This window comes from Actinomycetospora soli (assembly GCF_021026295.1).
In the GTDB taxonomy this organism is placed as follows: domain Bacteria; phylum Actinomycetota; class Actinomycetes; order Mycobacteriales; family Pseudonocardiaceae; genus Actinomycetospora; species Actinomycetospora soli.
The window spans coordinates 29,302-45,937 of record NZ_JAJNDA010000021.1 but is presented as its reverse complement, the minus strand read 5'-3'; the positions used below and the strand labels follow the sequence as shown (position 1 = coordinate 45,937).

Sequence of the window (16,636 nt, the reverse complement as noted above, 5' to 3'; positions counted from 1 at the left end):
GGGGGGAGTGAGCGACGGTGAGCGAGGACGACGCCTTCGCCGAGGTCCTGAACGGGATCACGGGTGGGTCGTCCCGGCGCCCGGGTGAGCGGCGGGGTCTGTTCCGGCGGCGCCGGAAGGACGACGCCGGGGCGGCCGCCGACGAGGAGGCGGCCCGCCGCCTCGACGCCGAGGACGCCGGCGGCGCCCACCGCGGTCCGCCCGGCGGCCCGCCGTCCGGACCGGCCGGCTTCGCCGGCGGACCGGGCTTCCCGGGGGGACCGGGCGGACCGGGCCACCCGGGGTCGGTGCCACGGCCGGGTTCGCTGTTCCCGAACGGCGACCCGGCACTCCCGCCGACCGCGCCGGGCGGCATCCAGGTGCCCGGCCGCCACGAGTTCGTGGCGCCGGACTATCCGGACGGGCCTCGGCACGGGAACGAGCCGCCGGAGGCCTCCTTCGTGCGGCCCTACGCCTGGACCCGCGGCCGGACCCGCCCGGCCTACGACCTCGCCGTCGAGACGCTGCTGTCGACGACGGCCCAGGGCCGTGACCCCGCCCAGGTCGTCCAGTACGAGCACCGCATGATCGCCGACCTCTGCGCCGAGCCCAAGTCGGTGGCCGAGGTCGCGGCGCTGCTCCGGCTGCCCCTCGGGGTGGCCCGGGTGCTGCTCGGCGACATGGCCGCGCACGGATCGATCGTGGTGCACGAGACCGCCTCGTCGACGGGTGACTCCCCGGACATGGCGTTGATGGAAAGGGTGCTGAGTGGACTACGACGGCTCTGACGAGGCGGTCCCGACGACCACGTCGGCCAAGATCGTCGTCGCCGGGGGGTTCGGGGTCGGCAAGACGACTTTCGTCGGCTCGGTCTCGGAGATCGACCCGCTGACCACCGAGGCGGTGATGACCGACGCCAGCGCCGGTGTCGACGACCTCACCGCCGTGCCGAACAAGCGGACCACCACGGTGGCCATGGACTTCGGCCGCGTCACCCTCGACGCCGACCTGATCCTCTACCTGTTCGGCACGCCCGGGCAGGACCGGTTCTGGTTCATGTGGGACGACCTCGTGCGGGGTGCCATCGGCGCGGTCGTGCTGGTCGACACCCGCCGCCTCGCCGACTGCTTCGCCGCGGTCGACTTCTTCGAGGACCGGAACCTGCCCTACGTGCTGGGCGTGAACCTCTTCGACGGCGTGCTCACCCACTCGCTGGAGGACGTGGCGGAGGCGCTCGCCATCGACCCCTCGGTGCCGGTGGTGACGGTCGACGCCCGGAACCGGGAGTCGACGAAGGAGACGCTGATCGCGCTCGTCGAGCACGCGATGCAGGTCTGGGCGGTCGGCGCGCGCGCCTGAGCCCCGCATCCGGACGAACGGGTCGTTCGTGCGCTCGTGCCGCACGACCGACCCGTCGGTCCGGGACGAGCCGGGTCAGTTCTCGGTCAGCACGCTGACCGAGGTGATCCGGTGCAGGGCGAACGACACCGCCGACCCGGGCCCGCCGTCGTCGGACTCGACGGCCGCGTCGGTGCCCTCGAGCAGCCCGCCGCCGACGCGCAGCGGCCGCACCACCCGCTGGGACGCGGTGCCGGCGGCGTCGACGTAGCCGATCCACACCGTCCGGCCGGTCCGCGCGGCGTCGGCGAGCACCGCCACGGTGGCGGAGGCCGTCTGGCGGGTCGACCCCGGCACGGTGGCCGCGCCGCGGGCCGCCGTCGCGGCCTTGTCCCCGGCCCGCAGCTGCGCCACGAGGGCGGCGATCTGGTCGCCGGACAGCGACGGCGAGCCGGACCCGGAGCGGTCGGGGCGGCGCGGAGCGGTGCGGCGTCCCCGCGCCCGCAGGTCCAGCACGCCGCCGTCGGCGTCCTCGGCGACCGGGGACAGCCCGGCCGCCCGCAGCGCGTCGAGCACCTCGGCCAACGGAGCCGTCGACACGACGACGGTCGGGGCGAGCCGGCGCAGCTCCAGCGCCTCCGCCGCGGGCAGCGCCATGACCTCGGCGAGCAGCGCCTCGTCCTCGGAGCGCAGGAAGGAGGCCGCGGTGCCGCCGCGCAGCCGCCCGTGGCGCCGGGCCACGTCGTCGACCAGGTACGTCAGGCCCTGCGGCACCGGGGTGGCCGACCGCTTCGCGAACAGCTCGTGCACGTCGGCGGCGGTCCACCCGAGGTCGAGCGCCCGCCGGATCGAGGCCTCGCTGATCCGGTACACCGTCGCGCCACCGGCCGACTCCACGTCGGCGAGCCGGTCCATCGCCGCCGCGAGGTCGGGCTCCAACCGCCCCGGGGCGACGGCGGTGAGGTCGGCCTGGAGCAGCACGTGGCCCACCGGCTCGGGCATCGCCGGCCGCAGGGCGGCCGCCGCGGCGGCGTCCGGGTCGTCGTCGGGGCGACGCGGGACGCGCAGCAGCTCCCGACCCGCCGTCGTGATGGCATCCAGGGCGACGACGCCGAGGGCCGTCGCCTCGCGCACGGTGGCGCGGACCAGGTCGTCGCGCATGCGCCCGCCGCGGCGCGGGGCGCGCCAGGCCAGCGACTCGACCAGCGACTCCACCGAGGGCGGACCCGCACCGTCGTCGAACTCGGCGAGCCGCGCCAGCACCCGGCGTCGGACCTGGGCGGCCCAGGGACGGCGGACCTCGTCGGAGAGCGGGCCGACGAGCTTGTCCATCGAGTCGCGCTGCCCGATCGACGACGGTTGGCGCGGCATCTCCAGCCACCCCCGTGCCAGCGCCACCCACTGCGTCTCCGGCGGGGAGGCGAGCCAGCGGTCGGCGGTGGTGGTGGGGCACCAGACGGCGTCGGCGTCCTCGCTGACGGCGAGCAGGGAGGCGGCGGCGAGGACCTCGACGAGCAGGCCCGCGGCGGTCTCGTCGACGTCGAGCTGCTTCGCGAGCCGGCGCAGGTCGCGGACGCCGAGGCCCCCGGAGCGCAGGACCGCGGGCGGGGCGTCGGACCAGGCCGCGATGACGGCCTCGGCACGACGGACCGTCTCGAGGGCCTCGCCCGCGGCGGTCGCGTCGATCGTCGCCGGGTCCTGCGTGCGGGGCGCGGGCATGGGGTCGCCGGCCACGATCGATCCGAGCGGCCGGTCGCCGCGCAGCCCGAGGCCGCCCTCGCGGGTCAGCTCGACCGTGTCGTCGTCGATCCGGCGCAGGATGCCGGCGGCGAGCAGGCGGGCGACCGGGTTGTCGTCCCCCTCCTTCGCGCGGCTGCGCCCGACCGGCCCGTCGCGGTCCAGGGCGTCGACGACGGCGCGCTGGTCGGCCGGCAGCCCGGCCATCACCGCCGCCGGGTCCTCGCGGTGCAGCAGCGAGTCCGACGGCGCGGGCCGCCCGAGGCCGGCGGGGTAGCGCCGGGCGGTGTCGCGCAGGGCGGGGACCGCGCGCACGCCCGCGGCCCCGGACCCGTCGTCGGAGACGTCCCAGACCAGCGCGAGGACCCGCAGCCGGTCGAGGGCGGCCCGGCCGAGGGCGCGGGGGACGTCGGCGCCGAGGAGGTCGAGGACGGCGTCGGGGTCGACGGGGGCCTGGTCGGCCTCGGCGACCAGCAGGGCGTCGACGAGGGCGAGGTGCAGCGCGTCGAGGTCCTCGCACGCCCGCCCGACGGAGGTCCGGACCCCCGCGCGGGTGGCGACGACGCCGGTGTCGGCGGGTGCGGGCAGGGCCAGGTCGGGGCGGGCCGCCAGCAGCGTGCCCAGCGTGTCGTCGTCCTGGGCACGCAGGTGCTCGAGGAGGGTCCTGGCCATCCCTACCAGGCTAATCGGTCGTGATCGGGGAGGTGGTGCGGTCGCCCCCTCCCGTCCGGATGCGGCAGACTGGACGCCAGACCACGTGACCAGGGAGGAACCGGTGGCGACGCAGCGCGACGGCGAGCAGGCCGAGAAGACCGTCCAGCCCCGGCAGGACCCGGGATGGCCGCAGGTCGACGGCGGGCACCCGATCACCGAGCTCATGGCGCCCACGCAGGGCGCGGCCTCCCCGTTCGGCGAGATCGAGTTCCCCCTGCCGGCCGACCAGCTCGGCTACGAGCACCCGGTGACGGAGATCAATCGCTGATGACGGTCGCCGGCCTCCTGCTGGCGGCGGGGGCCGGTCGCCGGATGGGCACGCCGAAGGCGCTCGTCGAACTCGACGGTGAGCCGTTGGTGGCGCGGGCACTGCGGGCCCTTCGCGACGGCGGGTGCACCCCGCGCGTCGTCGTGGTCGGTGCGGCCGCCGACGAGGCGGCCGCGGCCGCGCGCGCGGCCGACCCCGACGCGGTCGTCGTGACGGCGGACGCGTGGGCCCGGGGCATGGGGGAGTCGTTGCGGGCGGGGGTCGCCGCGGTCCCGGCCGGGGCCGACGCCGTGCTCGTGCTGCTCGTCGACACCCCGGGGATCGGGCCGGACGCGCTCGCCCGGGTCGCCGCCGCCGCGACCCGCGACGGGATCGTGCGTGGCGCCTACGGCGGCCGTCCGGGGCATCCGGTGGCCTTCGGACGGGACCATCTGGCCGCGGTGGCGGCCGCTGCGCACGACGATGTCGGGGCGCGGGGCTACCTTGCCGGGCGGGACGACGTGGCGGCCGTGGAGGTCGGCGACGTCGCCACCCGACACGACGTCGACACCCCGGCCGATCTGGCCGACTGGCAGGAGGGCTGAACCGTGGCGGTCCCCGGACCCGGCTATGCCATCACCGCGCGGGTGGAGGCGCCGCCGAGCGCCACCGCGGCGGGGGACCTCGCCGTCGCGGTCGGGCGGGTCGGCGGCGTGATGACGGCGTTCGACGTCGTCGAGTCGCGGACCGACTCGATCATCGTCGACATCAGCTGCAACGCCCTCTCCGAGCGGCACGCCGAGGAGATCACCGAGGCCCTCGGCGCGCTCGACGGCGTGCGGGTCCGCAACGTCTCCGACCGGACGTTCCTCGTGCACCTCGGGGGCAAGATCGAGGTCAACGCGAAGGTCGGCCTCCGCACCCGCGAGGACCTGTCACGGGCCTACACCCCCGGCGTCGCGCGGGTGTGCCAGGCGATCGCCCGGCGCCCCGACGACGCGCGCCGACTGACGATCAAGCGGAACACCGTCGCCGTGGTCACCGACGGGTCCGCGGTCCTCGGGCTCGGCAACCTCGGGGCCGCGGCGGCGATGCCGGTGATGGAGGGCAAGGCCGCGCTGTTCAAGCGCTTCGCGGGCGTCGACGCGTGGCCGGTGTGCCTCGACACGCAGGACACCGAGGAGATCATCCGCACCGTCGAGGTCCTCGCCCCGGTCTACGGCGGGATCAACCTCGAGGACATCGCCGCGCCGGCCTGCTTCGAGATCGAGGCGCGGCTGCGGGAGTCGCTGGACATCCCCGTCTTCCACGACGACCAGCACGGCACCGCCGTCGTCGTGCTCGGCGCCCTGCGCAACGCGCTACGGGTCGTGGGCAAGCGCGCGGAGGACTGCCGGATCGTGGTGTGCGGGGTCGGCGCGGCCGGGTCCGCCATCATCCGGCTGCTGCTGCCCCTCGGACCCGCCGACCTGATCGCGGTCGACGTCGACGGGATCATCCACGCCGAGCGGGAGGGCCTGCACCCGTCGCTGCGGTGGGTGGCCGACCAGACCAACGTGCAGGGGCGGACCGGCGACGTGCACGACGCGCTGCCCGGCGCGGACGTGTTCATCGGGGTGTCGGCGCCGAACCTGCTGCACGCCGACGACATCCGGGGCATGGCCGACGACGCCATCGTCTTCGCGCTCGCGAACCCCGATCCGGAGATCGACCCGGGGATCGCGCAGCACCACGCGGCCGTGGTGGCGACGGGGCGGTCGGACTACCCGAACCAGATCAACAACGTGCTGGCGTTCCCCGGCATCTTCCGCGGCCTGCTCGACGCCCAGGCCCGCGGCATCTCCGACGCGATGCTGCTCGCCGCCTCGGCCGCGATCGCCGACGTCGTCGCCGAGCCCAACCCGCTGTTCATCGTGCCGAGCGTCTTCGACTCCACGGTGTCGCCCGCGGTCGCCGCGGCCGTGCGGAAGGTCAGCGAGGCGGAGGGCGCCGAGCTCGAGTCGGTGCAGGCCGCGCTCGACCTGGGCGCGCAGTCCGCCGAGGGCGTCACGCAGGAGGACCTGTGAGCACCGCGCACGGCCTGACCCACGTCGACGAGACCGGTGCCGCGCGCATGGTCGACGTCGGCGACAAGGAGGTCACCCGGCGGGTGGCCACGGCGAGCGGGACGCTGCGCACCACCGCCGAGGTGTGCGCGGCGCTGCGCGACGGGACGGTGCCGAAGGGCGACGCCCTCGCCACCGCGCGGATCGCCGGGATCATGGGGGCGAAGCGCACGCCCGACCTCATCCCGCTCTGCCACCCGATCCCGCTCGCGGGCGTGACGGTGGACCTCGAGGTGGGCGACGCCGAGGTGCGGGTGACCGCCACCGCGCGCAGCGCCGACCGGACGGGCGTGGAGATGGAGGCGCTGACCGCGGTGTCGGTCGCCGGGCTCGCGCTGCACGACATGGTGAAGGCGCTCGATCCGGCCGCGACCATGGACGGGGTGCGGCTCGAGCGCAAGGAAGGCGGACGCTCCGGCGTCTGGACGAGGCCGGAGGGCCGATGAGCGAGGCGACCGGACCACTGCGGCGGGCGCGGGTCATCACCGCGTCGAACCGCGCGTCGGCAGGGGTGTACGAGGACCGCGGCGGCCCGGTGATCGTGGCGTGGCTGCGCGAGCGCGGGTGGACCGCGGAGGACCCGCAGGTCGTTCCCGACGGCGAGCCGGTGGCGGAGGCGCTGCGGGCCGCGGTCGCGGAGCGGGTGCAGGTGGTCCTGACGACGGGCGGCACCGGCATCTCGCCCACCGACGGCACCCCCGAGGCCACGCGCTCGGTGCTCGACTACGAGGTGCCGGGGATCGCCGACGCCGTGCGCGCGGCCGGCGCGGAGAAGGTGCCGACGAGCATGCTCTCCCGCGGGGTCGCCGGGGTCGCCGGGCGCACACTGGTGGTGAACCTGCCCGGCTCCCCGGGCGGGGTGCGCGACGGACTGTCCGTGCTCGAGCCGGTGCTCGAGCACGCCGTCGACCAGATTCAGGGAGGGGACCACCAGTGAGTGCACCGAGCGGCGGGGACGCGGCGCAGGGGAGCTCGACCATCGAGCACCGCGCGGCGGTGCTGCGGGCCGCCATCGGCGAGGAGCCGCTCGACGTCGCCGAGCACGCCGCCCTGGTGGACGGCCCGCGCAGTGGTGCGGTGGTGACGTTCGCCGGCGTGGTGCGCGACCACGACCACGGCCGCTCGGTCCGCACGCTCGACTACGAGGGCCACCCCTCGGCGGGCTCCGTGGTGGAGCGGGTCGCGGACGAGATCGCCGGACGGTTCGCCGGGGTCACCGCGATCGCCGTGTCGCACCGCGTGGGCCCGCTGGCGATCGGCGACGTCGCCCTCGCCTGCGCGGTCGCCGCCGAGCACCGCCGCGAGGCGTTCGACGCCTGCAGCGAGCTCGTCGACGAGGTGAAGCGGCAGCTCCCGGTGTGGAAGCGCCAGGAGTTCGCCGACGGCACCGAGGAGTGGGTGAACTGCCCGTAGCCCTCGCCGCGAGGGTGGCGTGGGGCAGGTCTGACGGCCCGCGGGCGTGCCCGGTGTGGACCTCGGGGCCGCGGCGGGCTTCCGGCGCCACCGGCACGAGCCCCACGGCCCGCCCGTCCGACGGGACGTATTCACCGCACCCCCGACACACGCCGACCCCCGTCGGTGCTCGGGGCACCGGCGGGGGTCGTGGCGTGCGGGCGGATCAGCTCAGGGCGAGCTGCTGACCCACCGAGATCGCGTCGGGGTCGGCGATCCCGTTGCGCTGCGCGACCTGCTGCCAGCTCACGCCGTGCGCACCGGCGATGGAGCTGAGCGTGTCGCCGGAGACGACGGTGTAGGCACCGGCGGGGGCGACGGCCGAGGGAGCCGGGGCCTTGATGGCCTCGGTCTCGCTGCTCTGCTTCTTCGACGAGCCGGACGAGCCGGACGAGCCGGACGAGCCGGAGCTCTTCGACGAGCCCGACGACGCGGACTTCGTCGACGACTCGCCGTTGGACTTGTTGGAGGTGTTGCCGGTCTTCTTGGAGCAGGTCGGCCAGGCGTTCATGCCCTGCTCGGCCTTGACGCGCTCGGCGACCTGGATCTGCTCCTCGCGGCTGGCGTTGTGGGCGCTGCCCGACCCACCGAAGGCCTTCCACGTGGACGGGGTGAACTGCAGGCCGCCGGAGAACCCGTTGCCGGTGTTCGTCGACCAGTTGCCGCTGCTCTCGCACTGCGCGAGCGCATCCCAGTCCGTGTCGGCGGAGGCGGTGCCGGCCGTGAGCGCGAGCGGGGTCGCCGCGAGCGCACCGACCAGCGTCAGCTGAGCCGCCTTCCGGGTGAGGGCGTGCGCCAGCGACTTCTCGGAACTACGAAGCATGACCTCTCGTCGCACCGCGTCCCACGAAGCAGCCGACCGGGAGGAGTCCTCCCCACGGATCGTCGACCGGTTCCACGCGGTCTCACCGTGGGTACGCCGCACGTGGGGCGCACCATGCCTTCAGCTCGCTCGGCCTGTCCGGTCCGCACCTCTCGTATCGGGTCACCCGGGGCCGCTGGACAGGCGTCGGACGCGGCGACCTCGGGGCTGGTCGATGGCCGCATCGGACACGGCCGACAGCGAACGGTACGGAGCACAGTCGTGGTTTCAAGCGCCTCTCAGAAAGCCCAAGATCACCCTATCGGCGCCTTGCCACAACTCCTCGTCACGATTCTTGCAGGTCACGGACGGTTCACGGCTCGATCGAGGCTGTGTAACACGCCTGTGACTCACAGACGTGGTGTCGCGGTCGTCACTCTCCGATCGGCCCGTTCTGCGGCGTGTGCCACAGCAACCTGAGCATGATCGCCCCTGGTAGGGGACGATGGAGCGGTGACCGCCGCCACCGAGTTCGACCGGCCCGACGCCGTCGCCGCCGCCCTCGAACGCACCGGATACCTCGCCGACCCGGGCCTCGCGTCCGCGGCGTTCCTCGCGATGCGCATGGGACGGCCGCTGTTCTGCGAGGGCGAGCCGGGCACCGGCAAGACGGCGCTCGCGCAGGCGCTGGCCGAGGTGCTCGGCGCGCCGCTCGTGCGCCTGCAGTGCCACGAGGGCATCGACGCCGCGCAGGCCCTCTACGACTGGGACTTCCCGCGCCAGCTGCTGCACCTGCGCACCATGGAGGCCGCCGCCACGGCGTCCGGGGACGCGCTGGACGCCGACGCCGTCGAGGCCTCCCTCTACGACCGGCGCTTCCTGCTCGCCCGTCCGGTGCTCGAGGCGCTCCAGACGACGCCGAGCGTGCTCCTCGTCGACGAGGTCGACCGCGCCGACGACGAGTTCGAGGCCTTCCTGCTCGAGGTGCTCGCCGAGAACTCGGTGACGATCCCCGAGATCGGGGTGGTGCGCGCCGAGCAGCCGCCGCTGGTGGTCCTCACCTCCAACCGCACGCGCGAGGTGCACGACGCCCTCAAGCGCCGCTGCCTCTACCTCTGGCTCGAGCACCCCGACCTGGGGCGCGAGATCGCGATCCTCAAGGCGCGGATGCCGCACCTGTCCGACGAGCTGGCCCAGCAGGTCGCGCAGGCCGTGCACCGGCTGCGCGGACTCGACCTGCTCAAGCCGCCCGGCGTCGCCGAATCCCTCGACTGGGCGGCCGCGCTCGAGCTCATCGGGGCGCGCCACCTCGACCTGGAGTCGGCGACCGCGACGCTCGGCGCGGTGCTGAAGTACCGGGAGGACGCCGACCGCGCCCGCGACGCGCTGGACGCCCTCCTCGCCTCATGACCTCGATGGACCGGGGCGGCAGCAGCGATGCTCCCGCCCCCCGCAAGCACGCCGGCGCGGTGCTCGCCTCCGGGATCGTCGACGGCCTCACGGAGCAGGACGAGGACGCCGTCCTGCGCGACTTCGTCGCCTTCACGCGGCTGCTGCGCAACGCCGGCGTGCCGGTCACGCCCGACCGCACCGCCACCTACCTGCGCGCGCTGGGCGAGATCGACGTGGCCAGCGAGGTCCAGACCTACTGGGCGGGCCGGGTCACGCTGTGCGGCGACCCCGACGACGTGGCGCGCTACGACCACGCCTTCTTCGCCTGGTTCTCCTCGGACCCGCGCGAGCAGCGGATGGGCCGGCCGGCCCCGCCGAAGCCGCGCACCGCGACCATCGCGGCGCTCAACCCGCCGCAGGGCACGGGGCAGGGCGACGACGACGACGAGACGCCCGAGCTCAAGGTGGCCGCCTCCGGGGAGGAGGTGCTGCGCGACCGCGACATCGCGGAACTGACGATCGGCGAGCGCGAGCACCTGCGCCGGATGCTCGCCCTGCTGACGCCGAACCCGCCGCGCCGGCGCGCCCGCCGTCGCCGGCCGCACCGCCGGGGCGAGCCCGACCCCCGGCGCACGCTGCGCGCGACCCTGCGCCACGCCGGGGAGATCCCGGGCCTCTCGCGCAAGAACCGCCGCGAGCGGCCGCGTCGGGTGGTCATCCTGCTCGACGTCTCGGGCTCGATGGCCCCGTACGCGGACGCGCTGCTGCGGTTCGCGCACGTGCTCACCCGGCGCACCCCGCAGGCCGTCGAGACCTTCACCCTCGGCACGCGCCTGACCCGGGTGACCCGGGAGCTGCGTCAGCGCGACCCCGAGCGGGCCCTGCGCGACGCGGGGAACACGATCCCCGACTGGTCCGGCGGCACCCGGCTCGGCGAGGTGCTGGCCGCCTTCCTCGACCGCTGGGGGCAGCGCGGCGTGGCCCGGCGGGCCGTCGTCGTGATCTTCTCCGACGGGTGGGAGCGGGGCGGCACCGACCTGCTCGGCGAGCAGATGCAGCGACTCGCCCGCCTGGCGCACCGCGTGGTGTGGGTGAACCCGCACGCCGGCAAGCGCGGCTACGAGCCGGTGCAGGGGGGAATCGCCGCGGCCCTCCCGCACGTTGACCGACTGTTGGCGGGTCACTCGCTCGCCACGCTCCAGGAGCTCACGGAGGTGCTCGCCGATGCGTGACGTGCTGGGAACCCTCGAGGGATGGTGGACCGAGGGCCGGTCGACGGCGCTCGCGACCGTGGTCGGGACGTTCCGCTCGGCTCCCCGCCAGCCCGGTGCCTCGATGCTGGTCGGCCCGTCCGGCGAGGCCGTCGGCAGCGTGTCCGGCGGCTGCGTGGAGGGCGCCGTCTACGAGCTCGGCTCGGACGTGCTGCGCGGCGAGGACCCCACCCTCCAGCGGTACGGGGTCTCCGACGACGACGCCTTCGCGGTCGGTCTGACCTGCGGCGGCATCCTCGACGTGTTCGTCGAGCAGGTGGACCGCGAGACCTACCCGCAGCTCGGCGAGATCGCCGCGGCGGTCCGCGAGCACCGGCCCGTCGCCACGGCGACGATCGTGTCCGGCCCCGGCGTCGGGCGACGCCTGGTGGTCTGGCCCGACAAGGTCGAGGGCTCGCTGGGCAGCGCCCGGCTCGACGACGCCGTGCGCGACGACGCCCGCGGGCTGCTCGCCGCCGGGCGCACCACGCTCGTCACCTACGGGACCGACGGCGAGCGCCGCGGCGAGGGCCTCGGGGTCTTCGTCGAGTCCTTCGCCCCGCCGCCCCGCCTCATCGTGTTCGGCGCCATCGACTTCGCGGCCGCGGTCGCGCGCATGGGCACCTTCCTCGGCATGCGGGTCACGGTGTGCGACGCGCGGCCGGTGTTCGCGACCTCCAGCCGCTTCCCCGAGGCGCACGAGGTCGTCGTCGAGTGGCCGCACCGCTACCTGGCCGCCGAGGCGGAGGCGGGCCGGATCGACTCGCGGACGGCGCTCGCCGTGCTCACCCACGACCCGAAGTTCGACGTCCCGCTGCTCGAGGTCGCCCTGCGGCTGCCCGAGATCGGCTACATCGGCGCGATGGGGTCGCGGCGCACCCACGACGACCGGCTGGAGCGGCTGCGCGAGGCCGGGGTGACCGACGAGGAGCTCGGCCGCATGTCCAGCCCGATCGGGCTCGACCTCGGCGCCCGCACCCCGGAGGAGACCGCGGTGTCCATCGCGGCGGAGATGATCGCCCAGCAGTGGGGCGGCGACGGCACCCCGCTGTCGGACCGGCAGGGGCCGATCCACGGTGACTCGAACGTCGAGCCCGGCATCCAGGCGGCGGAGCTCACGACGGGTTCACGCTGATCAGACGGCTACCGGCGAGTAGTCACGATCGTTCGCTCCGAGGCTGCCCATCGGACTCGTCCGTCTGTAACGTGGGCTACACCGAGCAGCCGAACCAACGGTGGGGAGGGGGCAGCGTGGTCCTCGTCGACTCCGTGACCCGCGCGGGTCAGTCCCTGGTGGTCAGCCGACGACCGGAGGGGGCGGGGTCCCCGGGCCGCGTCGCGCCGCCCCCGCGCAGCGCGGCGGCCGGGACGGGGCACCTGCAGTCCGAGCCGGAGACGCCGCGGCTCGCCAAGTTCCACGTCCCGGAGATCGTGTTCGGGTCGGGCTCGCTCTCCGAGGCCGCGCACGCGGCCGCCCGGCTGGGTGCCCGCCGACCCCTGCTGGTCACCGACGACGGCCTGCTCGCCGCGGGCTGGCCGCAGCAGCTGACCCACCACCTGCACGGCGCCGGGATGCGCCCCGCGGTGTGGAGCGGGGTGACCCCGAACCCCAAGGACCACGAGATCGCGGCCGGCCACGAGTACTACCGCGCCGAGCGCTGCGACGTGCTCGTCGCGGTCGGCGGCGGCTCGGTGATCGACGCGGCGAAGGGCATCGCGCTGCTCGCCGGCAACGGCGGCGCGATCACCGACTTCGAGGGCGTCGACCGGATGGTCAACCCGATCCCGCCGATGGTGATGGTGCCGGCCACCTCGGGTACGGGCGCCGACGTCAGCCAGTTCTGCATCGTCACCGACACCGTGCGGAACACCAAGATCACGATCCTCGGCCGTGCGCTCGTGCCCGACGTCTCGGTGGTCGACCCCCAGCTCCTCACGACGATGCCGGACTGGCTGAACGCCGCGACCGGGCTGGACGCGCTCACCCACGGCATCGAGGCCTACGTCTCGCGGGCGCACAACCCGCTGACCGACCACCACGCGCTGCAGGCGATCTCGCTGGTCGGCGGGCACCTCGAGCGCACCATGGACCACCCGCTCGAGCAGGAGTCGCGGGTCTTCATGGCCCAGGCCGCCCTCGAGGCCGGCCTCGCCTTCACCAACGCGATCCTCGGTGCGGCGCACGCGATGAGCCACCAGGTCGGCGGGCTTCTCGACCTGCCGCACGGCGTGATCAACGGGATCCTGCTGCCGCACGTGGTGCGGTTCAACGCGGAGCCCGACCCGGCGCGCTTCGTGCCGATCGCCCAGGCGCTCGGGTTCCGCGGTGCCGCCGACGGCCGCTGGTCGCAGGCGCTGGCCGAGGACGCCTCGGAGTGGGCGGCCGCGGAGGTGCGCCGCCTCGCCGACGAGCTCGGCGTGCCGAAGGGCCTCTCCGAGATCGGGGTGACCGAGGCCGACGTCGAGAAGCTCGCGACCATGACGATGGCCGACGCCTGCCTGTCGACCAACCCGCGCGAGGCGACCCGCGACGACATCGAGGCGCTGTTCCGGCAGGCCCTCTAGCGCAGTGACCGAGCACCGCATCACCGAGGGGCCGGACCTCGATCTGCTCACCGGCATCCGGTCGGGCAAGCCGTCCTTCTACGTCGAGTACCTCGCGTCGGCCGAGCGCCTGCGGCGGGTCATCCACGCCCTGGACCGCATCAGCCGCGCGCTCGTGCGCACCACCGAGGGGCCGGGGACGCTCGTCCGCTCGGTCGCCGAGGCCGCGTCGGAGCACCTGACCGCCCACTGGGTCGTCTTCGCCCTCGCCGACGGTGCGCTGCCGGAGGCGTCGCCCCGCCACCTCGTGCTCGGGCCCGACCTCGCCGAGGTGTCCGTCGACGGGCCCGGGGACCTGCCGCCGTTCGTCCTGCGGCACCTGCACGCGGTCCGCCGCGGCGACCACGACGAGTCCGACCTCGACGTCGGCGCCACCGACGGCGCCGCGACCGAGGCCCACCCGCACGACCCGCACCACCTGCACGTCCCGGTCCGCCTCGACGGCACGGTGGTCGGCGAGATCGTCGCCTGGACCGGCGTCGACCGGCGCATCGACGCCACCGACGCGTCCGTGCTGCGCGTCCTCGCCAGCCAGACCGCGGCCGCGCTGCAGAACTCGGCGCTGCACCAGCGGACGCTGCGGCTCTACGACGACGCGAGCCGGCACGCCGAGGACCTCGCCGCCCGCAACGAGCAGCTCCAGCGCACGCGCGACGCGCTGACCGTCGCGCGCCAGCGCGAGGTGCTCGACTCCGAGCGGCACCGCATCGCGCGCGAGCTGCACGACTCGGTCACCCAGTACGCGCTCTCGGCGGGCATGCAGATCGAGGTCGTCCGCTCGGAGATCCGCGACGAGGGGCAGCGCGAGCGGCTGGAGACGGCGAAGCAGCTCACGCGCCGCGCCGTGGAGCAGCTCCGCTCGGCGATCTACGCCCTGAACCACTCCGGCGAGCACGGGCACCGCAGCCTCCCGGCGATGCTCGAGGAGCTCTCGACGGTGCACATGCCCTCCGACCTGCGGGTGGAGGTCCGGATCGAGGGTCGACCGGTGTCGCTGCCCTCGGCCGCGGAGCGCTCGCTGTTCCGGGTCGCGGGCGAGGCGCTGTTCAACGCCGCCGTGCACGCGCAGGCGACGGTCGCCGTCGTCCGGCTCTCGTTCCGCAAGGACCGTCTCGTGCTCTCCGTGGCCGACGACGGGACCGGGGACCCCGAGCGCGTCCGCCGCTCGCTGCGCGTCTCCGCGGCCAACGACATCGACGGGTCGCACCGCGGGCTCGCGAACATGGCCGAGCGCGCCCGCGAGTTCGGCGGCCTCCTGCAGGTGCAGCGCGCCCGCCAGGGCGGGATCCGCGTGCAGGTCAGCATCCCGTTGCCCATCGAGGCCCGTCCGAGCCCGAGCGAGGCCACCGAGCCCACGGAACCGACAGAACCGTCAGGAACGACGGGGACGGCGGGTGCCGCCACGGGTGAGGATGGGGGCAGTCCGATCGACGCTGGGAGCACGACATGACCGACATCCGCATCCCCGCCCGCGCGGCGGTCCGCCGGGGCGAGGTCCGCATCGTGCTGGTGGACGACCACGCGATCGTCCGGCAGGGCCTGCGCTCGGTGCTGGAGCGCGAGCCGCAGCTGGCGATCGTCGGCGAGGCGTCCTCGGCCGCCGAGGCCCTCGCGGTGGTCGCCCACGAGCGGCCCTCGATCGTGCTGCTGGACCTCAAGCTCTCCACCAGCTCCGACTCCGAGGGCCTGCAGCTGTGCCGCCAGCTCACCCAGGCCCACCCCGGCGTCGGGGTGCTGGTCCTGACGACGTTCCTCGACGACCGCCTCGTCGTCGAGGCCGTGCACGCCGGCGCCCGCGGCTACGTGGTCAAGGACGTCGACACCACCGAGCTGATCGCCGCCATCCGCGCGGTCTCGCGCGGCGAGTCCGCGTTCGACTCGCGCTCCGCGGCGGCCGTGGTCCGCTCGCTCAACGGGCAGCAGCCGCACGGCGAGACGCTGACCGGCCGCGAGCTGGACGTGCTGCGCCTGCTCGCCCGCGGCATGAGCAACCGCACGATCGGCCGCGAGCTGTTCATCTCCGAGACGACGGTGAAGTTCCACGTCGGCAACCTCATGCGCAAGCTCGACGTCTCGCGCCGCGCCGAGGCCGTCTACGCCGCCTCGAAGATGGGCCTGATCTAGAACACCACCTCGGTCGCCGCGATCACGTCCTGGTCGGCGACCACCTCCACCGCGGTGACGCGCCCGTCGACGACGGTGAACCGGAACATCGACACGACGCGCTTCGCCGTGGCGTAGGCGAGGCCGGGGACGCCGTCGATCAGGACCGGCACGGCGGCCTGCGCCCGGCCCGCGAACACCCGGGCGACCGCGTCGGCGCCCGGCACCTCGGGGGCGAGGTCCGGGGCGCCGCGACCGGCGTTGATCGTCGCCATCCGCACCGCCACCGGGTCGGCGCGCAGGACGACCTCCGGGTCGAGCAGCTGGAGCAGCGCGCCGAAGTCGCCGTCGCGGGCCGCGCTCAGGAAGGCCGACACCACCTCCGCCGGAGCACGGGAGGGCCCCTCGTCGGCGTGCTCGGCCGCATCGTCGCCGGCCGGCCCCCGGACCCGACGCCGGCCGCGGCTGGCGAGCTGGCGCGTCGCGGCGACGGACCGGTCGACGATCGGGGCGATCTCCTCGAAGGGCAGCCCGAAGACGTCGTGCAGGACGAACGCGAGCCGTTCGCCCGGGCCGAGACGGTCCAGCACGAGGGTCAGGGCCGGCCCGACGGCGTCGGCCGAGACGGCCAGGGACTCGGCGCCGGGGTCGGCGTCGGCGAGCTCCACCGCGTCGTCGTCGGTGGGGCGCCGTGCCCGGAGCTGGTTGAGCGCGATCCGCGCGACGACCGTGGTGAGCCAGCCCGCCAGGTTGTCGATCGCGTCGGCGTCGTCCTGGCGGGCCAGGCGCAGCCACGCCTCCTGGACGGCGTCCTCGGCCGCGTCGGGGCCGACCAGCCGGCCGGCGACGGCGAGCAGGTGCGGACGGTGGGCGGCGAACCGCTCGGCCAGCTCGGTGGGGTCCATCGCTGTCA

15 protein-coding genes and 1 pseudogene are annotated in these 16,636 nt (G+C 75.1%); 13 read left to right on the top strand and 3 right to left on the bottom strand.

The window, feature by feature from the left end; genetic code table 11:
* Positions 1-17: 17 nt before the first annotated feature.
* Complete coding sequence (locus tag LN037_RS26125) at positions 18-767, top strand: DUF742 domain-containing protein (protein WP_230759020.1); 750 nt, start codon at positions 18-20, stop codon at positions 765-767.
* Entirely contained in the window at positions 748-1,338 is a 591-nt protein-coding gene (locus tag LN037_RS26120; protein WP_230759018.1) for a GTP-binding protein, read from the top strand. The genes LN037_RS26125 and LN037_RS26120 overlap by 20 nt, the downstream gene beginning before the upstream one ends.
* A gap of 75 nt (positions 1,339-1,413) precedes the next feature.
* Here the strand turns inward: LN037_RS26120 and LN037_RS26115 are convergent, their stop codons facing one another.
* Positions 1,414-3,726 (bottom strand): helicase-associated domain-containing protein, encoded by a 2,313-nt coding sequence (locus LN037_RS26115; RefSeq protein ID WP_230759016.1) that lies wholly within the window; start codon positions 3,724-3,726, stop codon positions 1,414-1,416.
* Between the two features lie 103 nt (positions 3,727-3,829).
* Here LN037_RS26115 and LN037_RS26110 point away from each other — a divergent pair, with 103 nt between their 5' ends.
* From LN037_RS26110 to LN037_RS34075, 5 genes and pseudogenes are all read left to right on the top strand, one after another.
* Positions 3,830-4,036, top strand: a complete 207-nt coding sequence (locus LN037_RS26110) for a hypothetical protein (protein ID WP_230759014.1) — start codon at positions 3,830-3,832, stop codon at positions 4,034-4,036.
* Positions 4,036-4,620, top strand: a complete 585-nt coding sequence (locus LN037_RS26105) for a nucleotidyltransferase family protein (protein ID WP_230759012.1) — start codon at positions 4,036-4,038, stop codon at positions 4,618-4,620. The genes LN037_RS26110 and LN037_RS26105 overlap by 1 nt, the downstream gene beginning before the upstream one ends.
* Positions 4,621-4,623: 3 nt before the next feature.
* Complete coding sequence (locus LN037_RS26100; protein ID WP_230759010.1) at positions 4,624-6,081, top strand: NAD-dependent malic enzyme; 1,458 nt, start codon at positions 4,624-4,626, stop codon at positions 6,079-6,081.
* Positions 6,078-6,566, top strand: coding sequence for a cyclic pyranopterin monophosphate synthase MoaC (moaC, locus tag LN037_RS26095; RefSeq protein ID WP_308286193.1), 489 nt, complete (start codon positions 6,078-6,080; stop codon positions 6,564-6,566). Before LN037_RS26100 ends, moaC begins: the two co-directional genes overlap by 4 nt.
* Positions 6,563-7,533 (top strand): annotated as a pseudogene (locus LN037_RS34075) (molybdenum cofactor biosynthesis protein MoaE). The gene moaC and the pseudogene LN037_RS34075 overlap by 4 nt, the downstream one beginning before the upstream one ends.
* Before the next feature lie 205 nt (positions 7,534-7,738).
* Here LN037_RS34075 and LN037_RS33205 read toward each other — a convergent pair.
* The gene (locus tag LN037_RS33205; protein WP_305059565.1) at positions 7,739-8,395 is read right to left on the bottom strand and encodes a LysM peptidoglycan-binding domain-containing protein; all 657 of its coding nucleotides are present in this window, start codon (positions 8,393-8,395) and stop codon (positions 7,739-7,741) included.
* A 492-nt stretch (positions 8,396-8,887) separates the two neighbouring features.
* Here LN037_RS33205 and LN037_RS26070 point away from each other — a divergent pair, with 492 nt between their 5' ends.
* The 6 genes from LN037_RS26070 (at position 8,888) to LN037_RS26045 (ending at position 15,744) form a co-directional block, all read left to right on the top strand.
* The gene (locus LN037_RS26070; RefSeq protein ID WP_230759007.1) at positions 8,888-9,784 is read left to right on the top strand and encodes an AAA family ATPase; all 897 of its coding nucleotides are present in this window, start codon (positions 8,888-8,890) and stop codon (positions 9,782-9,784) included.
* Complete coding sequence (locus LN037_RS26065) at positions 9,781-10,998, top strand: vWA domain-containing protein (RefSeq protein ID WP_230759006.1); 1,218 nt, start codon at positions 9,781-9,783, stop codon at positions 10,996-10,998. Before LN037_RS26070 ends, LN037_RS26065 begins: the two co-directional genes overlap by 4 nt.
* Positions 10,991-12,151 carry an XdhC family protein gene (locus tag LN037_RS26060; protein ID WP_230759005.1) on the top strand — a complete coding sequence of 387 codons (1,161 nt, stop codon included), beginning with the start codon at positions 10,991-10,993 and terminating at the stop codon, positions 12,149-12,151. The genes LN037_RS26065 and LN037_RS26060 overlap by 8 nt, the downstream gene beginning before the upstream one ends.
* A gap of 116 nt (positions 12,152-12,267) precedes the next feature.
* A complete protein-coding gene (locus LN037_RS26055) occupies positions 12,268-13,581 on the top strand; it encodes an iron-containing alcohol dehydrogenase (protein ID WP_230759004.1) in 1,314 nt (437 codons plus the stop codon).
* A gap of 4 nt (positions 13,582-13,585) precedes the next feature.
* The gene (locus LN037_RS26050; RefSeq protein ID WP_308286191.1) at positions 13,586-15,070 is read left to right on the top strand and encodes a MadS family sensor histidine kinase; all 1,485 of its coding nucleotides are present in this window, start codon (positions 13,586-13,588) and stop codon (positions 15,068-15,070) included.
* Entirely contained in the window at positions 15,067-15,744 is a 678-nt protein-coding gene (locus tag LN037_RS26045; RefSeq protein ID WP_018332359.1) for a MadR family response regulator transcription factor, read from the top strand. The genes LN037_RS26050 and LN037_RS26045 overlap by 4 nt, the downstream gene beginning before the upstream one ends.
* Here the strand turns inward: LN037_RS26045 and LN037_RS26040 are convergent.
* Positions 15,741-16,628, bottom strand: a complete 888-nt coding sequence (locus LN037_RS26040; protein WP_230759003.1) for a sigma-70 family RNA polymerase sigma factor — start codon at positions 16,626-16,628, stop codon at positions 15,741-15,743. The genes LN037_RS26045 and LN037_RS26040 overlap by 4 nt on opposite strands.
* Positions 16,629-16,636: the final 8 nt, after the last annotated feature.

Coding starts and splice junctions, on each gene's coding strand:
- LN037_RS33205 (WP_305059565.1), bottom strand. CDS start 8,395: ATGCTTCGTAGTTCCGAGAAGTCGCTGGCGCACGCCCTCACCCGGAAG.
- LN037_RS26045 (WP_018332359.1), top strand. CDS start 15,067: ATGACCGACATCCGCATCCCCGCCCGCGCGGCGGTCCGCCGGGGCGAG.
- LN037_RS26105 (WP_230759012.1), top strand. CDS start 4,036: ATGACGGTCGCCGGCCTCCTGCTGGCGGCGGGGGCCGGTCGCCGGATG.
- LN037_RS26115 (WP_230759016.1), bottom strand. CDS start 3,726: ATGGCCAGGACCCTCCTCGAGCACCTGCGTGCCCAGGACGACGACACG.
- LN037_RS26040 (WP_230759003.1), bottom strand. CDS start 16,628: ATGGACCCCACCGAGCTGGCCGAGCGGTTCGCCGCCCACCGTCCGCAC.
- LN037_RS26065 (WP_230759006.1), top strand. CDS start 9,781: ATGACCTCGATGGACCGGGGCGGCAGCAGCGATGCTCCCGCCCCCCGC.
- LN037_RS26060 (WP_230759005.1), top strand. CDS start 10,991: ATGCGTGACGTGCTGGGAACCCTCGAGGGATGGTGGACCGAGGGCCGG.